Annotated in this window: 19 protein-coding genes; 14 read left to right on the top strand and 5 right to left on the bottom strand. The window is 64.7% G+C overall.

All coding sequences use genetic code 11. From position 1 onward, the window contains the following. Window positions 1-455 precede the first annotated feature (455 nt). The 6 genes from EVC45_RS04800 to gmd all read left to right on the top strand — a co-directional run bounded on the left by EVC45_RS04800 (window position 456) and on the right by gmd (window position 9,294). Window positions 456-1,451: a GlxA family transcriptional regulator gene (locus EVC45_RS04800; protein ID WP_168991413.1), complete on the top strand. Its 996-nt coding sequence runs from the start codon at window positions 456-458 to the stop codon at window positions 1,449-1,451. A 90-nt stretch (window positions 1,452-1,541) separates the two neighbouring features. Continuing rightward, window positions 1,542-3,143: a sugar phosphate nucleotidyltransferase gene (locus EVC45_RS04795; protein WP_129956889.1), complete on the top strand. Its 1,602-nt coding sequence runs from the start codon at window positions 1,542-1,544 to the stop codon at window positions 3,141-3,143. A 54-nt stretch (window positions 3,144-3,197) separates the two neighbouring features. Continuing rightward, window positions 3,198-4,583, top strand: a complete 1,386-nt coding sequence (locus EVC45_RS04790) for an undecaprenyl-phosphate glucose phosphotransferase (protein ID WP_129956888.1) — start codon at window positions 3,198-3,200, stop codon at window positions 4,581-4,583. 40 nt (window positions 4,584-4,623) lie between these two features. Then, a complete protein-coding gene (locus tag EVC45_RS04785; protein WP_211193368.1) occupies window positions 4,624-5,766 on the top strand; it encodes a polysaccharide biosynthesis/export family protein in 1,143 nt (380 codons plus the stop codon). Window positions 5,767-5,815: 49 nt separating this feature from the next. Then, window positions 5,816-8,059, top strand: a complete 2,244-nt coding sequence (locus EVC45_RS04780) for a polysaccharide biosynthesis tyrosine autokinase (protein WP_129956886.1) — start codon at window positions 5,816-5,818, stop codon at window positions 8,057-8,059. A gap of 116 nt (window positions 8,060-8,175) precedes the next feature. Next, on the top strand, window positions 8,176-9,294 hold the full coding sequence (gmd, locus tag EVC45_RS04775; protein WP_129956885.1) for a GDP-mannose 4,6-dehydratase: 1,119 nt from the start codon (window positions 8,176-8,178) through the stop codon (window positions 9,292-9,294). Window positions 9,295-9,518: 224 nt separating this feature from the next. Here the strand turns inward: gmd and EVC45_RS04770 are convergent, their stop codons facing one another. Together EVC45_RS04770 and EVC45_RS04765 are read right to left on the bottom strand one after the other, a co-directional pair. Further along, window positions 9,519-11,447 carry a hypothetical protein gene (locus EVC45_RS04770; RefSeq protein WP_129956884.1) on the bottom strand — a complete coding sequence of 643 codons (1,929 nt, stop codon included), beginning with the start codon at window positions 11,445-11,447 and terminating at the stop codon, window positions 9,519-9,521. 80 nt (window positions 11,448-11,527) lie between these two features. Beyond that, window positions 11,528-12,172, bottom strand: coding sequence for a hypothetical protein (locus tag EVC45_RS04765; RefSeq protein WP_129956883.1), 645 nt, complete (start codon window positions 12,170-12,172; stop codon window positions 11,528-11,530). A 260-nt stretch (window positions 12,173-12,432) separates the two neighbouring features. Between EVC45_RS04765 and EVC45_RS04760 the strand changes: the two genes are divergently transcribed. From EVC45_RS04760 to groL, 3 genes are all read left to right on the top strand, one after another. Next, window positions 12,433-12,822: a hypothetical protein gene (locus EVC45_RS04760; protein ID WP_129956882.1), complete on the top strand. Its 390-nt coding sequence runs from the start codon at window positions 12,433-12,435 to the stop codon at window positions 12,820-12,822. 416 nt (window positions 12,823-13,238) lie between these two features. Then, window positions 13,239-13,529 (top strand): co-chaperone GroES, encoded by a 291-nt coding sequence (groES, locus tag EVC45_RS04755; RefSeq protein ID WP_008923887.1) that lies wholly within the window; start codon window positions 13,239-13,241, stop codon window positions 13,527-13,529. A gap of 53 nt (window positions 13,530-13,582) precedes the next feature. Continuing rightward, a complete protein-coding gene (groL, locus tag EVC45_RS04750; protein WP_129956881.1) occupies window positions 13,583-15,223 on the top strand; it encodes a chaperonin GroEL in 1,641 nt (546 codons plus the stop codon). Between the two features lie 199 nt (window positions 15,224-15,422). Here groL and cysC read toward each other — a convergent pair whose 3' ends face one another. The 3 genes from cysC to EVC45_RS04735 form a co-directional block, all read right to left on the bottom strand. Beyond that, window positions 15,423-16,061: an adenylyl-sulfate kinase gene (gene cysC, locus EVC45_RS04745; protein WP_129956880.1), complete on the bottom strand. Its 639-nt coding sequence runs from the start codon at window positions 16,059-16,061 to the stop codon at window positions 15,423-15,425. Window positions 16,062-16,087: 26 nt separating this feature from the next. Further along, window positions 16,088-17,299, bottom strand: coding sequence for a sulfotransferase family 2 domain-containing protein (locus tag EVC45_RS04740; protein ID WP_129956879.1), 1,212 nt, complete (start codon window positions 17,297-17,299; stop codon window positions 16,088-16,090). A 312-nt stretch (window positions 17,300-17,611) separates the two neighbouring features. Continuing rightward, window positions 17,612-18,475, bottom strand: coding sequence for a hydroxymethylpyrimidine/phosphomethylpyrimidine kinase (locus tag EVC45_RS04735; RefSeq protein ID WP_129956878.1), 864 nt, complete (start codon window positions 18,473-18,475; stop codon window positions 17,612-17,614). A gap of 383 nt (window positions 18,476-18,858) precedes the next feature. Between EVC45_RS04735 and EVC45_RS04730 the strand changes: the two genes are divergently transcribed. From EVC45_RS04730 to pyrR, 5 genes are all read left to right on the top strand, one after another. After that, window positions 18,859-19,029 carry a rubredoxin gene (locus EVC45_RS04730; RefSeq protein WP_006047743.1) on the top strand — a complete coding sequence of 57 codons (171 nt, stop codon included), beginning with the start codon at window positions 18,859-18,861 and terminating at the stop codon, window positions 19,027-19,029. A 366-nt stretch (window positions 19,030-19,395) separates the two neighbouring features. After that, window positions 19,396-20,802 (top strand): hypothetical protein, encoded by a 1,407-nt coding sequence (locus tag EVC45_RS04725; protein WP_129956877.1) that lies wholly within the window; start codon window positions 19,396-19,398, stop codon window positions 20,800-20,802. A 310-nt stretch (window positions 20,803-21,112) separates the two neighbouring features. After that, window positions 21,113-21,691 (top strand): YqgE/AlgH family protein, encoded by a 579-nt coding sequence (locus EVC45_RS04720; protein ID WP_129956876.1) that lies wholly within the window; start codon window positions 21,113-21,115, stop codon window positions 21,689-21,691. Between the two features lie 10 nt (window positions 21,692-21,701). Then, the gene (ruvX, locus tag EVC45_RS04715) at window positions 21,702-22,142 is read left to right on the top strand and encodes a Holliday junction resolvase RuvX (RefSeq protein WP_129956875.1); all 441 of its coding nucleotides are present in this window, start codon (window positions 21,702-21,704) and stop codon (window positions 22,140-22,142) included. Then, window positions 22,129-22,668 carry a bifunctional pyr operon transcriptional regulator/uracil phosphoribosyltransferase PyrR gene (gene pyrR, locus EVC45_RS04710; protein ID WP_129956874.1) on the top strand — a complete coding sequence of 180 codons (540 nt, stop codon included), beginning with the start codon at window positions 22,129-22,131 and terminating at the stop codon, window positions 22,666-22,668. The genes ruvX and pyrR overlap by 14 nt, the downstream gene beginning before the upstream one ends. Window positions 22,669-22,684 lie beyond the last annotated feature (16 nt).

Below are 22,684 nucleotides of genomic sequence, written 5' to 3'. Positions count from 1 at the left end.
GGTCGGTCGCGCGGCGCTTGCGCGTACGGTCAGGGAAAGTTGCCGACGAAGCCAGGCATGCTCCGGAGGGCGGGGTAAATTTCACTCGGCAGCAGCCAATTCTAGCGAAAGAATCCTTTTTAAATACGCATTGGCAGGTGGATAAAGCGGAAGTGCGCCGTTTTTCGAGTGGCCCCGCAGTGTGCGCTGGCGTACGCATTCATTTTTTAAACTGCATTAAGATTCGCAAGTGCATATTCAACGATATGCGGATAGACGATTAATCCATTGAAAAGACGGTCGTTTCGGTATTGCCGAATTGCACTGGCTGATCACGTATTCATAGTGCCAATATGTCTGCACTTTCGGACATGGCGGCGGAGTGCCGGAGGCCGTCGCTATGATGCACTGCGCGGAGTTCGCATTGTGCGTGGTCGTGAAGGTGTAGTAGATCGTTTCCTGTCGAGAGGATGACTATGACCTGCGCGAGTATCGAGTCTGCAATGCTGCGCTGGGTGCATGCGCCGAACAAGGGCGTGCGTCGTGTCGCGATTCTGTTGTTCAACGACTGCTCGTTGCAGGGAGCCGGCGTGATCGCCGAGGTGTTCCAGGCTGCCAACGAACTCGCCACTTCCGGTTCGGGCGCGTGGGCGTACGACGTGTCGTTTTTGTCGGCCTCCGGCGGCATGGTGACCTCGTCGTCGGGTTTGCGCGTGTGGACCGACGGGCTCGACGCGCGCCATTACGGCGGCTTCGACGCGCTTTATGTGGCGGGCGGCAAGGGCGCGGCGTCGGCGGCGCGCGACGAGCGGCTCCTCGGATGGCTGCGGCGCGTGCGTCGCAACACCGCGATGATCCGGTCGATCGCCGAAGGGCGCGCGGTGCTCGATGCGGCGGCCCTGCCCGACGAGAAGGATGGCAGCGAGATGCGCCAGCCGGGCTTGACCACGAACGGCTCGCGCGCGGCCGAGCAAGGCGCCGTCGAACTCAGCGACCGGCTGGAATCGATGCGCAGCGCGCTCGCGATGATCAAGCGCGACCTGGGCAACGCGACCGCGCGCTCGGCTGCCGAACGGCTGCTGTCCGACTCGTGCGCGAACCTCACGCCGCTGCTCGGCGAGGACGGCGGCATGAGTCCCGGCGACAAGGTTCGCGCGGCGGCGCGCTGGCTGCAGGAAAACTGCCAGCAGGCGATTTCGATTGCGGATGCCGCGCAGGTCGCGGCGATGAGCGAGCGCAACTTTCTGCGCCGCTTCAAGATGGAAATGGGTATCACGCCGTCGAGTTTCCTGCTGCACGAGCGCCTCGCGGTGACGTGCAGCCTGTTGACCGAATCGGAATTGCCGGTCGACAAGATCGCGCGTCGCACCGGCATGGGCAATGGCGATCGTCTTGCGAAGGTGTTCCGCAAGCGGATGAGGATTTCGCCGACCGAGTTCAGGATTCAAAGCCGCCGCATGGCGGGCGAGTAGCGCAGACGGGGCCGATCCGGCAGCCGCGCAACAGATGCGGGGCCGGGTTCGCTGGTTGTCGTACCTTGCTGATCGATAAGGATTCCCGATATGTTGACGCAGGCAGGTGTGAGCGCACGATCCGTCGAGCCGAACGGCGCAGGCGCCGGGGTGGCTGGCGCGCGCTGCGCGCACATCGTCCCCGTCATTCTCGCGGGCGGCTCGGGCACGCGGCTGTGGCCGGTGTCGCGCGAAACCTTCCCGAAGCAGCTGATCGACGTGGTCGGCTCCGACTCGCTGCTGCAAGCGACCGCGCGGCGGCTCGAGGGTTTCCCCGCGGGCTGGAGCGTCGACGCATCGCCGATCGTCGTGTGCGGCGAGGAGCATCGCTTCGTGATCGCCGAGCAACTGCGCGAAAACGGCGTCGACGCACGTCTGATCGTCGAGCCCGCGCGCCGCGACACGGCGCCGGCACTGACGCTCGCGGCATCGCTCGCGTGCGCGGCCGGCGACGACGCGATCCTGATCGTGATGCCGGCCGACCACGCGATCGCCGACGTGCCCGCGCTGCAGCGCGCGCTAGCGTGCGCGGCGCACCACGCGAGCGAGGGCGCGATCGCGACGCTCGGCGTGCCGCCGACGCGTCCCGACACCGGCTTCGGCTATATCCGCATCGGCGCGGCATTGCCCGCCGGCGGCCACGCGATCGACGGTTTCGTCGAGAAGCCCGCCGAGGAAATCGCGAGGCAATACCTGAGCGCGGGTACCTACTGGTGGAATAGCGGCATTTTCATCGTGCGCGCGCGCGTGTGGCTCGACACGCTCGCGTCGCTGCGACCCGACATGCATGCGCCGTGCGCAAGCGCGTTCGCGAACGGCAAGCAGGACGGCGGAGTGTTCCGGCCGTCGCAGGAGGCGTTCGTCGACGTGCCCGCCGATTCGATCGATTACGCGGTGATGGAGCATCTGAGCGAGCCGCGACCGGCGCAAGACGACGGCGCGAGCAGCGCCGCAACGCAAGCCGCCGCTGAGAACGATACGCAAGCGCAAAGCCCGGCCGCGGCCGTTCCTCCCGGCGTCGTGATCCCGCTCGAAGCCGGCTGGTCCGACCTCGGCTCGTGGGACGCGGTATGGGCCGCGATGGAGAAAGACCCGAACGGCAACGCCGGGCGCGGCCGCGTGACCTTCGAAGGCGCGGTGTCCTGCTATGCGCATTCGGAAGGCCGGCTCGTCGCGTGCGTGGGCACCACGAACGTCGTCGTGGTCGAGACCGCCGACGCGGTGCTGGTGGCGGATCGCTCGCATGTGCAGGACGTCAAGGGGCTCGTGTCGCGCATCAAGGCGCAGCACGCGCCGGAGGCCGACGCGCACCGCAAGGTGCGGCGCCCGTGGGGCTTCTACGACTCGATCGATCATGGCGAGCGCTTCCAGGTCAAGCGCATCGTCGTGACGCCCGGCGCGAAGCTTTCATTGCAGCTGCATCATCACCGCGCCGAGCATTGGGTGGTCGTGCGCGGCACTGCGCTCGTCACGCGCGGCGAAGAGCAGTTCCTGCTCAGCGAAAACGAATCGACCTACATTCCGCTCGGCACCCGTCACCGCCTCGAAAACCCGGGCAAGGTGCCGCTCGAAATCATCGAAATCCAGTCGGGTACCTATCTCGGCGAAGACGACATCGTGAGGTTCAACGACAACTACGGCCGCTGCCCATGAGCAGCCCATGCACGCCCCATTAGAGAACAGGAAAGGCAGAACGAGGTAAGCAAAATGCGCAAGTTTCAGGATCTGATCGCGCGGATTTTCGATGTCGCTTTGGTATTGGCGGGTGCGGCCGTGGCGTCGCGGATCCGCTTCGACTATCTCGGCCAGTCGGGTTTCTACTGGGTGCTGGTGATGTTTTCGGCGGCGTTCGCGCTCGCGATCTTCCCCGCGTTCGGCGTCTACGAATCGTGGCGTGGTCGCTCGAAGCTCGGGCTCGCCGGACAGGTGTCGCTCGCGTGGCTGATCGTGCAGGCCTGCGCGCTCGTGCTGATGTACTCGCTGCATCGCATCGACTTCGTGTCGCGGCTGTGGTTCTCGTACTGGACCGCAACGACGGGTGGGCTGCTGATCGCGAATCGGCTGGTCACGCACGCGGTGCTCGCGCGGGCGCGCGGCGCAGGCATGAATCTGCATCAGGTCGCAATCGTCGGCAACGGTTCGCAGTGCGACGCGATCCTGCGCCGTATCGAGTCGGCGCCGACCGCCGGCTTTCGCGCGACCGCCGTCTACAACGCGCGCCCGGACGACTCCGCGGTGACGAATCCGCGCGTGCCGGTGTTCGATCGCGTCGATCTGCTGGCCGACTACATCCGCAACAACGACGTGCACGAGCTATGGCTGATGCTGTCGCTGTCCGAGGAACCGCTGATCTGCTCGCTGATCGACGAGTTTCGCGACGACCTGGTGAATATCCGCTTCATGCCGGACGTGCGCAGCCATGCGCTGTTCGAAGGCAGCGGCGTGGTCGATCTGCTCGGCGTGCCGGCGATCAATCTGGTCGCCTCGCCGCTGTCGGCCAACGCGATGCTGAAGAAGGAAATTTTCGACCGGCTGTTCGCGGCGGCCGCGATCGTTGCCGTCGCGCCGCTGCTGCTCGGCATCGCGATCGCGGTCAAGCTGTCCTCGCGCGGACCGGTGCTGTTCAAACAGAAGCGCAAGGGCGCGGACGGCCGTGTGTTCACGATCTACAAGTTCCGCTCGATGCGCGTGCATACGGAAGCGAAGGGCGTCTTGAGCCAGGCGACGCGCAACGACAAGCGCGTGACGAAAGTGGGCGCGTTTCTACGCCGCACGAGCCTCGACGAGCTGCCGCAATTTTTCAACGTGTTGCGTGGCGACATGTCGGTCGTAGGACCGCGTCCCCACGCGCTCGAGCACGACGACCTCTATCAGAAGGTGGTCGCGGGCTATATCAATCGCTACCGGATCAAACCGGGAATCACGGGCTGGGCGCAGATCAACGGCTTCCGTGGCGAGACCGACCGCATCGAGAAGATGGAGCGCCGCGTCGAACATGACCTGTACTACCTGGGTCACTGGTCGTTCGCACTCGACATGCGGATCATCGGCGCGACGATTGTCGCCGGACTGGTGCATCGAAACGCTTACTAGAAAGTCAATAACAACGCCTCGGGGCGAAGGAGTAAAGATCATGAGCTCACTTGGTTTTCGCACAGGAAGTCTTGTGGTTTTCGCTAGCGCAGCAGTATTGCTTTCCGGATGCCAAATCGTACCGGGACAACGGATGATCACGCCGGCTGCGCTGCAGGACACAGGTGGCGAATTCAGTACCGAAGCTTCGCAGCAGAAGCAGATCCCGATTACCGATATCAATCTGGCTTTGCTGAAGAAGCTGGGCGACGACCAGAAGGCTTCACAGCTGCCGCCGGAGACGCTGGCGCTGTTCGGCAAGCCGGGGCCGTACAAGCTGGGCCCGGGCGACGTGCTGCAGATCGTCGTGTGGGATCACCCGGAACTCGCTGCCGCGCTCGGCCAGCCGCCGACCAACGCGCGTACCAGCGATGCGATGCCGGGCTTCCTGATCGACGACGCGGGCAACATCCAGTTTCCGTATGCGGGCACGCTGCACGTTGCCGGCATGACCGTCTCGCAGATCCAGCGCGAGCTGAATCAGCGGTTGAGCAAGGTGTACCAGAAGCCTGAGGTGACGGTGCGCGCCGCGTCGTTCCGTAACTCGACGGTGTATATCGATGGCGAAGTGCGCACGCCGGGCACGCAATCGATCAACGATGTTCCGATGTCGCTGACGAACGCGATCGGCCTGGGCGGCGGCTTCAACTCGACCGCGGACCGCAGCCGGGTCGATCTGATCCGCAACGGCACGACCTATCGGCTGAACATCGACGACCTCGTCAAGCGCGGCCGCAATCCGTCGGAAATCTATCTGCAACCGGGCGATACCGTGCGCGTGAATGCGCGCGAGGACGCCGGCGTCTACGTGATGGGCGAAGTCAACAAGCCGGCTACGGTGCTGCCGTTGCGCAACGGTTCGCTGACGCTGTCGCAGGCGATCTCCGACGGCGGCAGTTTCGACTCGAACACGGCCTCGGGGCAGCAGCTGTTCGTGATCCGCAATTCGACCAGCGACTCGCCGCAGATCTATCACCTCGATGCGACCTCGCCGGTGGCGATGCTGCTCGCGAACCAGTTCGAGCTGCAGCCGAAGGACATCGTGTACGTCGGTCAGGGCGGTCTGGTCCGCTTCAACCGCGTGCTGAACCTGTTGTTGCCGGCGATCAACGCGGCGGTGACGGGCGTCGTGTTGACGAAGTGACGTAGACGCGACGCGATATCAGAACCGGCAGGCCTTGTTGGGTGAAAACATGGCGATCAATTACGAAAACCGCTACGCCGGCGTGTATGAACCGGGGCAGTTGCATCTGTCGGACTACGTCCGCACGATCGTGCGCGGTTGGCGCACGGTCCTGACGGTGACGCTGATCGCGCTCGCGCTCGGTTGCGCGTACGCGTTCCTCGCGCCGCCGGTCTATCGTGCGGACGTGCTGTTTCACGTCGAGGACAGGACGTCGAACGCGGCGAACGTCAATTCGAACGGCCGGGATGCGGGGTCGCCGCTTCCCGGCGCGTACGATTCGAAGCCGTCGACGTCCGCACAGATCGAGCTTCTGAAGTCGCGTCTGGTCACCGAGGAGGCGGTCCGTGCGCTGCACCTCGACATCACCGCGAAGCCGCGTTATTTGCCGGTGCTCGGCAAGAAGATCGAGGGACTCGTGAACGGGCGCTGGTGGTTCCGGCTGCCGTCGTTCATCAACCTGTCCAGGTTCGCGTGGGGCAACGAGAGCATCGCGGTGTCGCGCTTCGACACGACGAAGGACTTGTATGGCGAGACCTTCACGCTGGTCGCGGGCGCCGACAACACCTTCATGCTGCGCGATCCTCACGGCAGCGCGATCCTGTCGGGGCGCGTCGGCGAAACCGTGCAGACCGATACCGCGGTCGGCCCGATCACGCTGCACGTCGACAGCCTGGTGGGCGCACCCGGCTCGCGTTTCGAGCTGACGCGCGCGTCCACGCTCGGTACGGTGGACCGTTTGGCGAAGACGATGGTGGTGCAGGAAACCGCGGAAGATTCCGGCGTGATCCGCGTGAGCCTCGAAGGCCCCGACCCGGCGCTGACCACGGCGATCGTCAACAACGTGGCGCACCAGTTCGTGCGTCAGGACCTCGCGAGCCGTTCGACCGAGTCCGACCACACCCTTGCGTTTCTCGAACAGCAGCTCGCCGACGTGCGCAAGGCGCTCGACGACGCGGAAGAGCGCTACGGCAAGTTCCGCAATACCCATGGCAGCGTCGATCTCGGCGAGCAGAGCAAACTGCTGCTGCAGCAGATCGTCGACAACAAGACGAAGCTGCTCGATCTGCAGCAGCAGCGTGCGCAGCTGTTGCAGCGCTTTACGCCGAGCCATCCGATGGTCGCCGCGCTCGACGCGCAGATCGCCGCGCTGCAGGGCGCGCAGGGCACCATGAACCGCAGCGTCTCGACGATGCCGGACACCGAGCAGACCGCGCTACGTCTGCAGCGCGACGTGCACGTGAACACCGAGCTGTACACGAGTCTGCTCAGTAGCGTGCAGAGACTGCGGGTCGCGCAGGCGGGACAGGTGGGCGGCGTGCGGGTGGTGGACTTCGCCGAAGTGCCCGACGATCCGGTGCGGCCGAGGCGCATGTTGGTGATCCTGATCTCGCTCGGCGCCGGCCTCGCGCTCGGCTTGCTGCTGGTCGTCCTGAAGCGCGCGATGCGCGGCGGCGTCGAGCGGCCCGACGACCTGGAAATGATCCTCGGCGTGCCGGTGTTCGCGGCCGTGCCGCGCAGCCAGACCCAGCTGCGCCTGCAGCAGAGCGTGGCGCACCGCCGCCGCGGACAGCACGTGCTTGCGCAGCAGGCGCCCGGGGATCTCGCCGTGGAAGGAGTGCGCAATCTGCGTACTTCGCTGCAGCTGTCGCTCGATCACGCAGCCAACAACGTGGTGATGATCACCGGCTCGCGGCCCGATGCGGGCAAGTCGTTCCTGTCGGTGAATCTGTCGACGCTGGTCGCGTCGGCGAACAAGCGCGTGCTGATCATCGACGGCGACATGCGGCGCGGCGACGTGCATTCGCATTTTGGCATCCCGCATCAGCCCGGGCTCTCCGACGTGCTGCTCGGCGCCGATCTCGGCACGGCGATCCAGCACGACGTGCTGCCCGGTCTCGACGTGATCCCGAAGGGCAGGTTGCCGACGCACCCGGCCGAGCTGCTGATGAGCAAACGCTTCGAAATGTTGCTTGACGAACTGAAGCCACGATACGACCTGGTTATTGTCGATACGCCGCCGGTGCTGGCGGTGACTGACTCGACGCTGATCGGCAAATACGCGGGCACCACGCTGCTGGTGGTGCGCCACGGCCGCCAGCCGCTGCACGAGATCATCGAGACGGCGAAACGGTTGCGCAATGGCGGTGTGGCAATGCGTGGCGTGATGCTGACCGATGTGCCGCAGGAAGCCGCGTTTCTCGGTTCGGGATATCAGGGCGGCTATTACGGCTACGACAGCATTGCTGGTTGAAGGCACGGCCTTCGGCGGAACGCCGGACCATACCACGGCGTTTGTCTACGGATCGAGAGCAGTGCGGGTTCGGGGTTCGGATACGTATCGGGAAACTTTATCTGGGAGAAGGTTCGATGAAACGCAAGGTTGCGCTGATCACCGGCATTACGGGACAGGACGGCTCATACCTGGCCGAGTTGCTGCTCGCCAAGGACTACATCGTACACGGCATCAAACGCAGGGTGTCCCTGTTCAACACGGACCGGATCGATCATCTGTACCGCGATCCGCATGAACCGGAGCAACGACTCTTTCTGGACCACGCCGATCTGACCGACTCGACCAGCCTGCTGCGCGTGATCCAGCGCGTCGAGCCGGACGAAATCTACAACCTCGCGGCTCAGAGCCATGTCGCCGTGTCGTTCGAGGAGCCCGAATACACGGCCAACACCGACGGTCTTGGCACGTTGCGCATTCTCGAAGCGATCAGAATTCTCGGCATGCAGCAGAAAACGCGCTTTTATCAGGCGTCCACGTCGGAACTCTATGGGCTCGTTCAGCAGGTGCCCCAGAACGAGAACACGCCGTTCTATCCGCGCAGCCCGTATGCGGTCGCCAAGCTGTTCGCCTACTGGACCACGGTCAACTATCGCGAGGCTTACGGGTTCTACGCGTGCAATGGCATCCTGTTCAATCACGAATCGCCGGTGCGCGGCGAGACCTTCGTGACGCGCAAGATCACGCGCGCGATCGCGCGTATTGCGGTGGGCACCCAGAAGATGCTGTATCTCGGCAATCTGTCGGCGCTGCGCGACTGGGGCCACGCCCGCGATTACGTGGAAATGCAATGGATGATGCTTCAGCAGGACCAGCCGGAGGATTTCGTGATCGCTACCGGCGAGCAATACAGCGTGCGTCAGTTCGTTCAGAAGGCGGCTGCTGAACTCGGCATCACCGTACGCTTCGAAGGCAGCGGCGTGGATGAAGTCGGCATCGTCGAAAAGGTCGAAGGGCGGGAGATCAAGGTGTCGCCCGGCGACGTGATCTTGCGGGTCGATCCGCGCTATTTCCGTCCGGCCGAAGTCGAAACGCTGCTGGGCGATCCGTCGAAGGCGCATGCGCGGCTGGGCTGGAAGCCGACCACGTCGTTCGATCAACTGGTCAAGGAAATGGTGCGCTCGGACTACCAGATCGCACGCCGCGACGCACTCGTCACGCTGGCTGGATTTACTGCACTGGAGCATCACGAGTAACTGCCATCATCTGGCGGCCGGCGGTATGGCGGCCGGCTGAGGTGATGCGCTGCGCGCCCGTAACCGTCGGCTTGTCGCCGACGGTTACGGGCGCGCGTTTTTTGTTTGCGCGATTGCGCCTGCCTTATAGAAAGGTCCGTGGTTTCTCGCCAGCTTCCCCCGGCACTACGTTGCGACGCGCATGCATGGGCTTCGCGCGTCGCTCGCCGCTTGCGGGCGCAACCTCAATGATGCAGGTAGCGCACCTGGGGCATTGGCTGGGTCACGTCGTCGGCTGACGACACGATCTGCAGTGCGGATTCGCGCTCGGCCCGTGTCGCCAGACGCCGTGCATCCTTGCTACTCGAATCGATTTGCAGCGCGATGCCAGCGTTGCGCGACGTGCAGTCCAGGTGGTCGATGGAACGGCAGCCGCGCGCGAGGCTGAGTAGCGCATCGCGCTGCTGTTCGAGCGTATGCACCGTGGAGCGCAGGCGCAGTGCGTCGCGGTTGTCTGGTTGGACGGCGAGGGCCGCGGCGATCCGCGATTTCGCGACCGACAGATTGTTCGCCTTCAGACTGACACGTGCCGCTTTCAGATACCTGGCCGCATCGGCGCGTCGTTGATCTTCAGCGCTAATCGGCTGCGGTGCGATGGCGCGCGACGCATCCGGCGTTGTCGACGCGATCAAGCGCTGCCCGGATGGCGACGCGGCCGGTGGCGTGGGTGCTGCAGGCCGAACCGACGCGAGGCGTTGCGTGACGATGGCGGGTTGTTGCTGCGCGGAGGCGCTCGGCCGAGCATCGGCGCGCGGATTGTTTTGCGCGCCAATCGGCTGATTGACAGTGGCGCGCGCGGTATCCGGCGTTGTCGACGCGATGCGGTGTTGCTCGGGTGGAGATGCGGCCGGCGGCGTGGGCGCTGCAGGCCGAACCGAGGCGAGGCGTTGCGTGACGATGGCGGGTTGTTGCTGCGCGGAGGCGCTCGGCCGAGCATCGGTGCGCGGATTGTTTTGCGCGCCAATCGGCTGATTGACAGTGGCGCGCGCGGTATCCGGCGTTGTCGACGCGATGCGGTGTTGCTCGGGTGGAGATGCGGCCGGCGGTGTGGGCGCTGCAGGCCGAACCGATGCGAGGCGTTGGTCGACGGTGGCGGGTTGCTGCTGCGCGGAGGCGCTCGGCGGAGCATCGGCGCGCAGTTTATTTTGCGCGCTTAGCGGGTGATCGGTAGTCGCGCGCGCGGCATCCGGCGTTGTCGACGCGACGCGAGGTTGCTCGAGGGGTGATGCGGTCGGTGGTGTAACTGGCGAGGGCCGGACCGATGCGAGGTGTTGCTCGACGGCGGTCGGCGACGCGGCCGTGCGCAGTTTATCTTCGGCGTCAACCGGCGGAGCGACAGTCACGCGCGCGGCATTCGGTGCTGTCGACGCGATGCGGTGTTGCTCCGGCGGCAATGCGGCCGGGGCTGTAACGGGCGAGGACCGGACCGGAGCGGGCTGCTGCGCGATCTCAGCGGGCGGCTGCTGCGAGCTGCCGCTCGGCCGGGTATCGACGCGCAGCTTATCGTTCGTGTCAGTCGGCTGAGTGGCGGTGACTCGCGCGGCATCTGGCGTTGTCGTCACGGCCTGGCGCTGCTCGGGTGTCGATGCGGCCGGTGGGGAAACTGGAGTAGCCGGCGAGGACGGGACCGACGCAACGCGTTGCGCCACGTCGGCTGTCTGCTGTTGCTGCTGCGCGACGCCGCTCGGCAGCAATTGTTTGCCTGCTGCCCCGGAGTCGCCGGCAGCCGCAGCGGGGGCCTTGCCGTTTTGTGCGGACACGAGGCCGGTAGACGCGAGCGGCACACCCAAGCGCAACTCGTCGCCGTGAATGCAGGCCAGATACACAGCGGAACTCACCGCCAACACCGACACGGCCAGCGCGATGCGGCCGCGTGAGCGCCGTTTGGCTTTCGCGACCAACTCGGCTTCGTCGATCGAATCGTAGGGATAGACGAGCGTGCCCGGCGACGGCTGCCAGATTCTGCGCGGCGGCAGTTTGACCGCATCTGCACCGAACGCGTCGAGCGCGACCGAATGGCACGCAAGACAAGGCGAGAAGCGGCCGGCCAGAGGCGCACCGCAGTTATCGCAGCGTCGGGGATCTTGCTGATTGGCAGTGATATCCGTGGACATGGCCGGCCCCTAACGGGCGTCTTATGACGACGCCTCGGTCAAAGAAACACGAAACGGCAACGAGACTCGCAAGCAGTGAATTACTGCGCGACGGCGTACCCTCGCGCCTGCATGCACGCGGCGTAGGCGGCCCAATAGCGCGTCATCGGCGGCTCGGGCGCGGGCAGCGGCGGCAGCTTGACGTCGGATGCCGCGTTGGCCTGCAACGCTGCGTCCGATGCCGCCGACGCGCCGATTGCTTCGCTCGCGCCTGCGGCCGCAGTAGTCTTTGCTGTTGACGCACCTGCTGCTCCTGCGGTGGCCGAGGCACGCGCACCAGCGGCGGCGGCGGCAGCGATGGCCGCGTCCGTCGCGTTTGCCGACGAAGCGCCGGTGGGCGCGCCCGCGATCGGCATGCTCGCGCCGGCCGGCATGCTGGCACCGTCCGGCATGCTTGCCGCGGCGTACGGCAGTGGTGTGGCGGAGAAGGAACTGGGTGGTAGAGGCGGCTTCGACGGCGCGCCCGTCGACGAGCCTTTCGCTACCGGCGTTGGGCGCACAGGGATCTGCGGCTCGCGACGGATGTCGACCTTGCTGACGCGGCTCGCTTCCGCGTAGCACATCGCGTTGTCGACACCGCGCTCATAGGGGCTCTGACTACGCATCGGATAGGTGAGTGGCTGCCACGCGAACGCGGCACTGCTCGTCACCAACAGCGTTAGTACGGTATATGTTTTAGATGGCATCGCAGTCACTCCCGCAGCGATGTTTCGCCGATTGTTAGTGTTGTCCTTGAGCACTTTCGTGGTCTGCCTTTTGCCGGCGCGCTGCCGGTCAGGCTATCGAAGGCTGGTCCAACGAGCGTAACACTCGCTAGTCGCGATGCGACGCATCGGATAGCGCGCGAAAACGCCATCGTGCAGTGCAATCAGGACACAATTGGCGAACCCGCGTTGAAGAATCGGGACAATCCCTGGCCGCCACGAAGGATCGTCAGGAGTCGAAGATGAAGAACCTATCGTATCGCTATCGGCCGCTTTGCGCAGCGCTCTGTCTGTCGATGCTGTCGCTCGCTGCGCCGCTGGCGGGCGGCGCGAGCGACGCCAACATGAGCGCGGAGACGGCGGGCGAGCGCGCGAACTTCGCGCAGGCGTTTTGCGACGTGTCGCCCGAGCGCATCGGCGCCTATAAGGAGCGACTCCGGAAGGTGCTGACCGGTGCGACCAATTTCGATCAGCACTGGGACGCGGGCTGGCATCGCGCGGACAACATCAATAGCCAGATGAACGCGCTGCGCGAGCGCGATCCGAAGGAATTCGCGGCGCGCATGAAGGTCAACTGCGAACGGCTCAAGTGGATGGCGGGCAATGCGCTGCACCCGCCAGCGCCGAAGTGAGTTGAACGGGACGAGCCGGTCGGTGTCGGAGACTTCTGCACCTTGCGACCTTATGCTCAATCGGCCGAGGGTATTCCCTGGGAATAGCGGATTCGGTGGTATCGATTGCGGCGCGTGGCTGAGATTTGGCTGCCATATCGCTCCCGCGCAGCGTGGCTGCAAGCCTTGAATCGCGCTGCAAGTGATTGTTTTTGCTCGAATTCGCCTGTGGCGCTCACCGCTGCGCCGCGGCGCCCGTGCCGCGGCGGCCGTGGCAAAACCCCGCCCGCGGCGGCGCTGCTCCCCACTTCTTGAATTTGTCACCACCCGTCCATATAATTAGCACTCGCTGCACGAGAGTGCTAACAACATCTCCGGTTGGCTCGGCCAGCCGGGTTTTCTCAGCGTTCTTCAGTCTCAATCAGAGAGGAGTATGTATGAACCTTCGTCCTTTGCATGATCGCGTGATCGTCAAGCGTCTGGATCAAGAAACCAAGACCGCGTCGGGCATCGTGATCCCCGAAGCCGCAGCGGAAAAGCCGGATCAAGGTGAAATCCTCGCAGTCGGCCCGGGCAAGCGCGACGACAAGGGCGCAGCCATTGCGCTCGACGTGAAGGTCGGTGACCGCGTCCTGTTCGGCAAGTACGCAGGCCAGACCGTCAAGGTCGACGGCAACGAACTGCTGGTGATGCGCGAAGAAGACATCATGGCCGTGGTGCAGAAGTAAGCGCAAGGTCGCTACTTCCCCGGTTATATCCACAGTATTCAAGGAGTTAGAAGATGGCAGCTAAAGACGTCGTATTCGGTGATTCCGCCCGTGCCAAGATGGTCGAAGGCGTGAACATTCTCGCCAACGCTGTAAAGGTCACGCTGGGTCCGAAGGGCCGCAACGTGGTCCTCGAGCGCAGCTTCGGCGGTCCGACGGTCACCAAGGACGGTGTGTCGGTCGCTAAAGAGATCGAACTGAAAGACAAGCTCCAGAACATGGGCGCGCAAATGGTCAAGGAAGTTGCTTCCAAGACCAGCGACAACGCAGGCGACGGCACGACGACCGCTACGGTTCTCGCGCAATCGATCGTCCGCGAAGGCATGAAGTACGTTGCATCGGGCATGAACCCGATGGACCTGAAGCGCGGCATCGACAAGGCTGTTGCAGCCGCAATCGAAGAACTGCGCAAGATCAGCAAGCCGTGCACGACCAACAAGGAAATCGCTCAGGTCGGCGCGATCTCGGCGAACAGCGATTCGTCGATCGGCGATCGTATCGCTGAAGCGATGGACAAGGTCGGCAAGGAAGGCGTGATCACCGTCGAAGACGGCAAGTCGCTGCAAGACGAGCTGGACGTCGTCGAAGGTATGCAATTCGACCGCGGCTACCTGTCGCCGTACTTCATCAACAACCCGGACAAGCAAGTCGCCGTTCTGGACAACCCGTTCGTGCTGCTGCACGACAAGAAGGTGTCGAACATCCGTGATCTGCTGCCGGTGCTCGAGCAAGTCGCGAAGGCTGGCCGTCCGCTGCTGATCATCGCTGAAGACGTCGAAGGCGAAGCGCTCGCAACGCTGGTCGTCAACAACATCCGCGGCATCCTGAAGACCGTCGCCGTCAAGGCTCCGGGCTTCGGCGATCGTCGTAAGGCGATGCTGGAAGACATCGCGATCCTGACCGGCGGTCAGGTCGTCGCCGAAGAAACCGGCCTCACGCTCGAGAAGGCTACGCTGGCTGAACTGGGCCAGGCGAAGCGCATCGAAGTGGGCAAGGAAAACACCACGATCATCGACGGCGCTGGCGAAGCAGCGAACATCGAAGCTCGCGTCAAGCAAGTGCGCAAGCAGATCGAAGAAGCGACCTCGGACTACGACCGTGAAAAGCTGCAAGAGCGCGTTGCCAAGCTGGCAGGTGGCGTTGCGGTGATCAAGGTCGGTGCTGCGACCGAAGTCGAAATGAAGGAAAAGAAGGCACGTGTCGAAGACGCACTGCACGCAACGCGCGCAGCTGTGGAAGAAGGCATCGTCGCTGGTGGTGGCGTCGCGCTGATCCGTGCACGTACGGCGATCGCTGGCCTGAAGGGCGCTAACGCCGATCAGGACGCAGGTATCAAGATCGTTCTGCGCGCAATGGAAGAGCCGCTGCGCCAGATCGTCACCAACGGTGGCGAAGAAGCGAGCGTCGTGGTGGCAGCGGTTTCTGCTGGCAACGGCAACTACGGCTACAACGCGGCGACCGGCGAGTACGTCGACCTGGTCGACGCAGGTGTCGTGGACCCGACGAAGGTGACGCGCACGGCGCTGCAAAACGCAGCTTCGGTCGCTGGCCTGCTGCTGACGACCGACGCAGCTGTCTGCGAACTGCCGAAGGAAGATGCTCCGATGCCTGGCGGCATGCCCGGCGGCATGGGCGGCATGGGCATGGACATGTAATTCCGCTCGGGCCTCGTGGTCCGGCCGCGTGGTTGAACCACCGCGGCTGGGTCACGGACGAGGCCCGGCTGGAAGTCCCTGCCGGGAGTGCGCCGCGAGGCGTATTCCCAAACGAAAAAACCCGCTTATGCGGGTTTTTTCGTTTGGAGCCGGTGCGATGTGAAGATCGGCGGGTGCTTGCGGAAATGCTTCGTGCGGATCAGGCGCCTGCCGTGTGAACCAAACGATGAGTCGAGGTTCCGAGACACTTTTCGCGCAGGTATTGGAAGATCTGCGCGACGCTTTCCGTGGGGCTCAGCGTGCCGGTGTCGACGTGCAGGTCCGGATCGATCGGCGCCTCATAGGGTGCCGATACGCCCGTGAACGAGCTGATCTCGCCAGACCTCGCTTTCGCGTAAAGACCTTTGGGATCGCGGCTCGCGCAGGTGGCGAGCGGGGCGGACACGAAGGTCTCGACGAACTTGTCGGGGCCGATGATTTCGCGCGCCATCGCCCGGTCTTCGCGGATCGGCGAAATCAGTGCGGTAATCACGATCAGGCCGGCGTCGTTCATCAACTGGGCGACATGAGCGACGCGGCGGATGTTTTCGCGCCGGTCGTCGCGCCCGAAGCCCAGGTCGCTCGCCAGACCGTGGCGAACGTTGTCGCCGTCGAGCACATAGCAGGCATGACCGAGCGCGATCAACTGCTCCTCGAGCGCGAACGCGAGCGTCGATTTGCCGGCGCCGGACAGGCCGGTCAGCCAGATCGTGGCGGGCGTCTGATCGAACAGGCGTATGCGGTCCTGCACCCCGATATTGCCGTGGAAGCGTTGTACGAAGCTCGGCGGCTCTTTCATGGATAAGTTCTCCTGATTCTTCCAGCTTACTCGCAGTGCCAGCCTTGCCGCCACGTCCCTGCGTTGTGCAGGCTTTCGGTGGAATCGGCGATGGTAACGCGAAAGCCTTCCCGATTCCCGTCTGGCAGCGCAATCGAAAATCCGCTGTGCGAATTCCGATAACCGGCACTCGCTACATCGGGCCGCGGGTCGCCGCTGTGGCCAGTCGCGACGATTTGCCCATCGACCCGCACCTCCAGCGGTACCTGCCGCTCCGGCTGGCTCAGATTGACGGCCCAGCCGTACACAACGCCATCCTGCACGGTGTCGACGAAGCCGTCGAACAGGTCGACCGGACGACGCTGGCGGCTTTGCGCGAACTGCAGATAAGTGTCGATCGGCGTCAGATCGAAGCGGCGGATCACCTCATGCACGCGCGACAGGAATGAGCCGTCGAAGCCGAAAACCGGCGAGGTGTAGACGTGCGGATTCTCGAGCCGATTGATTTCGGACTGAATCACGCGGACCAATTCGAGCGCATTCGAAAAGACCTCGCCGGTTTCTTTAGCATAGGCTTCGACGATCCGGCTCGCGTCGCGGAACAGCTCGTAATCAAAGCTGTTGTCCTCGATGAACTTTTGTCTGGCCGCGTCGCTGATGTGCCCGTTGCCTTGCGGCGTGCCATTGGTGCGATTCGTTTCGAAATAGAACGGCAATTTCATCCCGGTCGAACCGCAGAGCCGCAGCAGGAATTCGCTGATGTCCTCGCAAACGCCGACGGTGCCGATCTGCTCGCGCAAATGGATTCGCGCGATGGAGAGACTCGCTTCGTTGACCACCGGCTCGCCGCTCAGCATCTGCACGAACAGGTTCCGGCCGCCGATCGATTCGCGGACCCACTCGTCGAGCGACAGCACGCCTTGCTGCGCCAGCGCCTCCGGCGTCGATACGCTGACGCCGCGCGTGACCTCGCCGTTCTTGCCGTTCGCCGCATACCGGTAGTGCGAGATCTGGCGTGCGAGCGGATCGCGCAGGATCGTGCAGTAGTTGACCGGATGTTTGATCACCCGATGAATGCCGTACGGTTGATGGCCGCCACCGACATGAGTCTCGAGCAGCTTTGCGCGACAGTTTCCCCAGCCATCCTGATCCCAGACAAAACTAATGAATTGATCATTCCCTTTATTCAAATCAAAACACGAAATGACGGTCGACCCGCCGCATTTCGGTAGATGGATGAAAAAGGTAGGTAAAGACATGTGGGGACATATGGATTGTTAAGAATTCGTTAAGTCTAGACAAAGCGAGTCATCGACGTTGTAACGTTTGATTACGCCGTAGAACGTCCGGTTACATTGGCCCCAAAGCAAAATTCATGCTCTCATGCGAAATAGATAAACTACAAAACTCACGATATGCACGGGCCGCGGCAGTATCGATAGCGAAATTCGAATTGCGTTATTCATTTACCGATAAATCGAATGAAAATTCGCGGAAATCGCGAAAAAGACGTTGAATGAAAAAAACCCGCCTGGACGCGGGTTTTTAGTCAATACCGGTGAATGGCGCGGTCAGTGCCGCGCTTCCCCTGGCGCCGCGCCCTTGCCTTGCGCGGGCGGCGTTTCGTCGTCGTCGCTGCTGCGCGCCCAGAAGAAGCGATCGGGCATGTACGCCCCCATGCCTGGCCGGAATGCATTGCGCACCGCCTGATACAGGTACTCCTGGCTTTCGCGCACCGCTTCCGCCGGCTCCTGGCCGTTGGCCAGCAACGCCGCGATTGCCGCGCCGAGCGTATCGGTCAGGCCCGTCAGCCGATGCGGCACGCGGTCCCACATGTCCTGACGCACCTGGCCGTCTTCGCTGAAGAGGGTGTTGACGAGCCGATGCGTGCCGGTTTCGGTCGACAGAATGTACTCGCAGCCCTGCGACAACAGGTGCGAGATCGCCGCGTCGAGGCTCGGCGCCTCCGCGTCGCCGTCGGGCTGCGCGAGCGCGAGCAGGGTGGCCGAGTCGGCGACCAGCAGCGTGGTTTGCGGCGCGAGCAGATCGGCGATCGCTTCGCGCAGTTCGTCGGCGGCGAGCACGTGTTCGTCGTCGAGCGTGAAGTCCGGGGCGAGGATCAGCGGGATGTCGTCGTAGTCGGCGACGACTTCCGCGATCGCGCTCACCACTTCGGCGCGCGTGCACGCGCCGACCTTGAATGCGGCGATCGGCATGTCCTCGAGCAGCATCCGCGCCTGCGTTGCGACGACTTCGGGGTCGAGCCCGGTGACTTCGTCGCAGCTCGCCGAGTCGCGCACGGTATAGCCCGTGAGCACGGAAACGCCGTGGCAGCCCATGCTGGCAAGTGTCATCAGGTCCGCCTGCAGGCCGGAGCCGCCGGTGGGATCGGAGAGGCCGAAGGTGAGGACGATCGGAGGCGTGTCGCTGGGCATGAAAATGGATAAGGAAAGCAGGATTTCGGCGCAAAGTGCGCAATTGGCTCAATTATGCGGCCTAAACCGCGCAGAGGGCGTTTTTTCGCGCGGCAGGGCCCGTTCGAGGCTGCCTCGCGGCCCGCTGATCGGGTGGGCCGTCGCGGATCGTTTTGAGGTTGCCGCGCTGGCGCCGCGAGCTTGACCGAGGGCGCGCTCTACCGTTTGCCGGGTCGCCGCTATCGCGTGGCATGACGTCGCAAGCGGTGCCTGCGCGGCATGCGGGCGCACCGCCGAAGGCCGGTCCACGCTACGATTGCGCGTTTTCGATTGCTAGGCATGGGGGCGGCAACACGGTACCATCATGGCTCCCGCTTCCACGGACTCAACGACGCGACAAAAGAATGGAATATCAAAGCTGGATGTGCCTGATTTGCGGCTGGATTTACGACGAAGAGGCCGGCTTGCCCGACGAAGGCATTGCGCCGGGCACGCGCTGGGAGGACGTGCCCATCAACTGGACGTGTCCGGAGTGCGGGGCGCGCAAGGAAGACTTCGAAATGGTCCAGATCTGAGGTTCGGCAAGCCGACGGCGTCGGTCGTTTGCGTCGCTTGATCGATGGTTCCGGCGCCGCGCTCTGACGGGTTCGTGCGGTACGCCTGAAGCTTTGGCCCCAACACCGGGCCCGAGGTTCGGTCCCGAACCTGAACCCTGAGCTTCGCTCCCGAAAGTCTGCGGTGTCATCCACCGCGTAACTGCTGCAATCGCTTGATGCGTCCGGCGCGCCCGGCGCCTGTCTGAGCGCGCCGGCGCGGAACATCGTCGGACGCGTCGTGTCGCAACGGTAGTCTGTCATTGTCCTGTCGCCGGTTCGCGCGTTGGCCGCTCACTCAGCACGCGGCGCGAAGCGACGGCCCCGTCAGCTTCGTGTCGCCTGCCCATGACTCTTCGATCCGCAGCACCCCTTTCCATCGATGCACTGCCGAATCCGCGCGGCGGCGCGGTCCGCCCTGCGGAACTCGCGCTCGCCGAGGCGTCCCTCGCGTTCGAGCAGCGCAACGAGAGCGGTGCCGCGCTGCTGCGCGCGTCGCATGCTTTGCGCACGGCGGGCTGGCTCAGCGCGCAGCGTTTCGCCGACGCGCTCGTGCGGCTCTCGCCGCTCGCGAGCGGCGAGCCGGCCGAAGCGGACAGCGCGCGGCCAGTGTTCGGCGCGGCGCTGCGCGACTTCCGCACGGCGCTCGAACGTCACAATCTGCGCGAGCTCAGCTGCTCGCCGACGCTGTTCAACCACTATCGCGAGCTGTGCGCGCAACTCGTCGAACCTACGCCGGGCTCCGCCGTCGCGTTCGAAGACCTCGCGTTGTGCGCGCGGCCGGTGCCGCCGGCTTCGCTCCACGCGCAATCGGCCGATCAGCTTGCACATCAGCGGGCGCGCTACGAGCGCGCCTTGCTGCCGGTGCTGCGCTCGCAGGCCGACACGGGCAGCGCGGTGGCGCTGGCGGTCACGAACGCCGCGCTCGACGAGCTCGACGCCGTCTTCGCCGAACTCGCCGGCCCTGATCCCTACGACTTCTGGCGGCTCGCACGCGCCTGCGCGCAGGCGCTGCGCGCGCGCGGCCACGCGATCCGCGATGTCGACGCGCGGCGCTTCTACGCGCGCTGCAACCTGGCGCTCGCGGATCACGCGCGCGGCATCGAGCGCGCGCCGCGTTCGCTGGTGCGCGCGACGCTCGCGCTGCTGTGGCGCGACTACGCGCTGTTCGGCGCGGCCGCGCAAGACGCCGACCAGGTCGAAGTGCTGCACGACTACGGCTTGACCGTCGGCTGGCACGTGGCCGGCACGCAGTCGTCGGAGGCGCTGTGGGAGGCCGGTGCGCGCGAGGCGCAGGCGCTGCCGCACACGCGCGATCTCGGCGTGCTGAGCGTCAACGCAAACGCGTACGAGGACTTTCTGCAGACCGCCGACGCGTCGATCGAGGCGCTCGCCGCACATGCCCGCGCAGCTGATCAGCCGGAGAAAGCCGATCCTGGCGAAGCGCTGCAGGCGGGTGACGCCGCCTACCGGCTCGGCTCGGCCGCCTGCGCGCTCGGCCTCGGCCACGTGGCGCTGCTCGCCGACGCGCTCGGTCTCGCGTGGCGGCGTCGCGCGCATGCGGGCGTCGCCACGCCGGCGGTGCGCGCGCACGTGATCGTCGGCGCGCCGCCGGCCGACACGCTCGAACAGGCCGCCGAGGCCTTGCGCGCGACGCTGCACAAGGTCGCCGCGGGCGTTGGGCCGGCGGGCCGCAGCTTCAACCAGGCGGCGCTCGCCGCCCTCACCCGCGCGATCGAGCAGGGCGGCGCGTGAAGCGCAAGCCGGCTCGAACCAGACGCGCGAGGTGGCGCGCGAATTGCATCCGCAACGCCTCGACTGACGCGCGCCGGACCCGCTGAATCCCATTGTGACAAGTCACAATCTCGCCGCTGCGCGAGGCGCGCCGAACCTGCCGTTGTACGCGGTGTTTCGGCGCCTGATCGCGGCATGGCACGAGTCGCGCGCGTGATAGAGTGCAACTTGAACCGGCGTCGATGGCGCGGCACGCAGCGTGCAACCGCAACGTGCGGCAATGCTCAAAGCAGCCCCGCCATCCCGCATCGTCTTTGCTAAAATCCGAACTATGTCCAAGAGTACCGATCGCATCAATCTGACCAACCAGTTCCTGATCGCCATGCCGAACATGGCCGATCCGACGTTTTCAGGAACGGTGGTCTACCTTTGCGATCACAGTGAGCGCGGCGCGCTCGGCCTCGTGATCAACCGGCCGACCGATATCGACCTGCAGGCGCTCTTCAATCGCATCGATCTGAAGCTCGAGATCGAACCGCTTCTCCATGTTCCCGTGTATTTCGGCGGCCCGGTGCAAACCGAGCGCGGCTTCGTGCTGCACGATCCGAAAGGCGGTAACTCATACACGTCGTCGATGTCGGTGCCGGGCGGGCTCGAAATGACCACGTCGAAAGACGTGCTCGAGGCCGTCGCGAGCGGCACCGGTCCGGAGCGCTTTCTGCTGACGCTCGGTCACGCTGGCTGGGGCGCCGGTCAGCTCGAGGATGAGATCTCCAAGAACGGCTGGCTGACCGTCGAGGCCGATCCGAAGATCGTCTTCGACGTGCCGGCCGAAGATCGTCTCGAAGCGGCGCTCGCGCTGCTCGGCGTGTCGCTGTCGATGCTGTCGGGCGAGGCCGGGCACGCATGAGGGGCCGCGCATGAATCTGCCGGCCGGACGTGAGGCGACGCTGCTTGCGTTCGACTATGGCGAGAAACGCATCGGCGTGGCGGTCGGCAATTCGCTCACGCGTCGCGCGCGGCCGCTCGTCGTCGTGCAGAACCGCAGCAAGGATTACCGCTTCGAAGCGCTCGGCAAGCTGATCGCCGAATGGAAACCCGATGCGCTGGTGGTCGGCTTGCCGATGCACCCCGACGGCACGCCGCACGAGCGCACGCAACTCGCGAAGCGCTTCGGCAACCAGCTGAACGGCCGCTTCAATCTGCCGGTCACGTGGGTCGACGAGCGCTACTCGTCGGTCGAGGCCGAGGCGGAAATCCGCGCCGGCAACGCCCGCGCCGACATGCTCGATGCCGAAGCCGCAAGCATCATCCTCCAGCAATATCTAGACGGACTTTCCGACAATCATGAGTTCCATTGACGCCGAAGCGTTGTATCGCGCGTTGCTCGACCAGATTCGCGCGGCGTATGGCGATCAGCTTGTCGCCTCGCAAGACGATGCGGAAGCGGCGGTACTCGCCGGCATCCATAGGGGCGGCGCGTGGCTCGCCGAGCGCCTCGCGCACGACCTGAAGCTGGCGAGCTTCGGCGTGGTGAACGTCGCGCTGCATCGCGACGACTACGCGAAGAAAGGACTGCACGCGCAGGCGAGCCCGACCTCGCTGCCGTTCGCGGTCGACGGCCGTCGCATCGTGCTGGTCGACGACGTGCTGTACACCGGCCGCACGATCCGCGCGGCGGTGAACGAGCTGTACGACTATGGCCGGCCGGCCTCGGTCGAACTCGCGGTGCTCGCCGATCGCGGCGGACGCGAGTTGCCGGTGGCGGCGCGCTTCGTCGGCGGCATGGTCGACGTGCCGGCCGACGCCACGCTCGTGCTGGCCCACGAAGACGACGGCGCGGGCGGCCAGCGGTTCTCTTTTCACACTGAAGCACGCGTCGATTGAAACGCGCGCGAGCGGC

Source organism: Paraburkholderia sp. UYCP14C (assembly GCF_004197395.1).
Lineage (GTDB): Bacteria > Pseudomonadota > Gammaproteobacteria > Burkholderiales > Burkholderiaceae > Paraburkholderia.
Note: the sequence above shows the minus strand (reverse complement) of the source record. Positions and strands in the feature narration are given on the sequence as shown.

Excerpts from the sequence above, each read along its gene's own strand:
- EVC45_RS04735 (WP_129956878.1), bottom strand. The coding sequence starts at position 18,475 with ATGCCCAGCGACACGCCTCCGATCGTCCTCACCTTCGGCCTCTCCGAT.
- EVC45_RS04785 (WP_211193368.1), top strand. The coding sequence starts at position 4,624 with ATGAGCTCACTTGGTTTTCGCACAGGAAGTCTTGTGGTTTTCGCTAGC.
- EVC45_RS04730 (WP_006047743.1), top strand. The coding sequence starts at position 18,859 with ATGGAATATCAAAGCTGGATGTGCCTGATTTGCGGCTGGATTTACGAC.
- EVC45_RS04725 (WP_129956877.1), top strand. The coding sequence starts at position 19,396 with ATGACTCTTCGATCCGCAGCACCCCTTTCCATCGATGCACTGCCGAAT.
- EVC45_RS04770 (WP_129956884.1), bottom strand. The coding sequence starts at position 11,447 with ATGTCCACGGATATCACTGCCAATCAGCAAGATCCCCGACGCTGCGAT.
- groL (WP_129956881.1), top strand. The coding sequence starts at position 13,583 with ATGGCAGCTAAAGACGTCGTATTCGGTGATTCCGCCCGTGCCAAGATG.
- EVC45_RS04790 (WP_129956888.1), top strand. The coding sequence starts at position 3,198 with ATGCGCAAGTTTCAGGATCTGATCGCGCGGATTTTCGATGTCGCTTTG.
- pyrR (WP_129956874.1), top strand. The coding sequence starts at position 22,129 with ATGAGTTCCATTGACGCCGAAGCGTTGTATCGCGCGTTGCTCGACCAG.
- cysC (WP_129956880.1), bottom strand. The coding sequence starts at position 16,061 with ATGAAAGAGCCGCCGAGCTTCGTACAACGCTTCCACGGCAATATCGGG.
- groES (WP_008923887.1), top strand. The coding sequence starts at position 13,239 with ATGAACCTTCGTCCTTTGCATGATCGCGTGATCGTCAAGCGTCTGGAT.
- EVC45_RS04800 (WP_168991413.1), top strand. The coding sequence starts at position 456 with ATGACCTGCGCGAGTATCGAGTCTGCAATGCTGCGCTGGGTGCATGCG.
- EVC45_RS04720 (WP_129956876.1), top strand. The coding sequence starts at position 21,113 with ATGTCCAAGAGTACCGATCGCATCAATCTGACCAACCAGTTCCTGATC.
- EVC45_RS04760 (WP_129956882.1), top strand. The coding sequence starts at position 12,433 with ATGAAGAACCTATCGTATCGCTATCGGCCGCTTTGCGCAGCGCTCTGT.
- ruvX (WP_129956875.1), top strand. The coding sequence starts at position 21,702 with ATGAATCTGCCGGCCGGACGTGAGGCGACGCTGCTTGCGTTCGACTAT.
- EVC45_RS04765 (WP_129956883.1), bottom strand. The coding sequence starts at position 12,172 with ATGCCATCTAAAACATATACCGTACTAACGCTGTTGGTGACGAGCAGT.
- gmd (WP_129956885.1), top strand. The coding sequence starts at position 8,176 with ATGAAACGCAAGGTTGCGCTGATCACCGGCATTACGGGACAGGACGGC.
- EVC45_RS04780 (WP_129956886.1), top strand. The coding sequence starts at position 5,816 with ATGGCGATCAATTACGAAAACCGCTACGCCGGCGTGTATGAACCGGGG.
- EVC45_RS04740 (WP_129956879.1), bottom strand. The coding sequence starts at position 17,299 with ATGTCTTTACCTACCTTTTTCATCCATCTACCGAAATGCGGCGGGTCG.
- EVC45_RS04795 (WP_129956889.1), top strand. The coding sequence starts at position 1,542 with ATGTTGACGCAGGCAGGTGTGAGCGCACGATCCGTCGAGCCGAACGGC.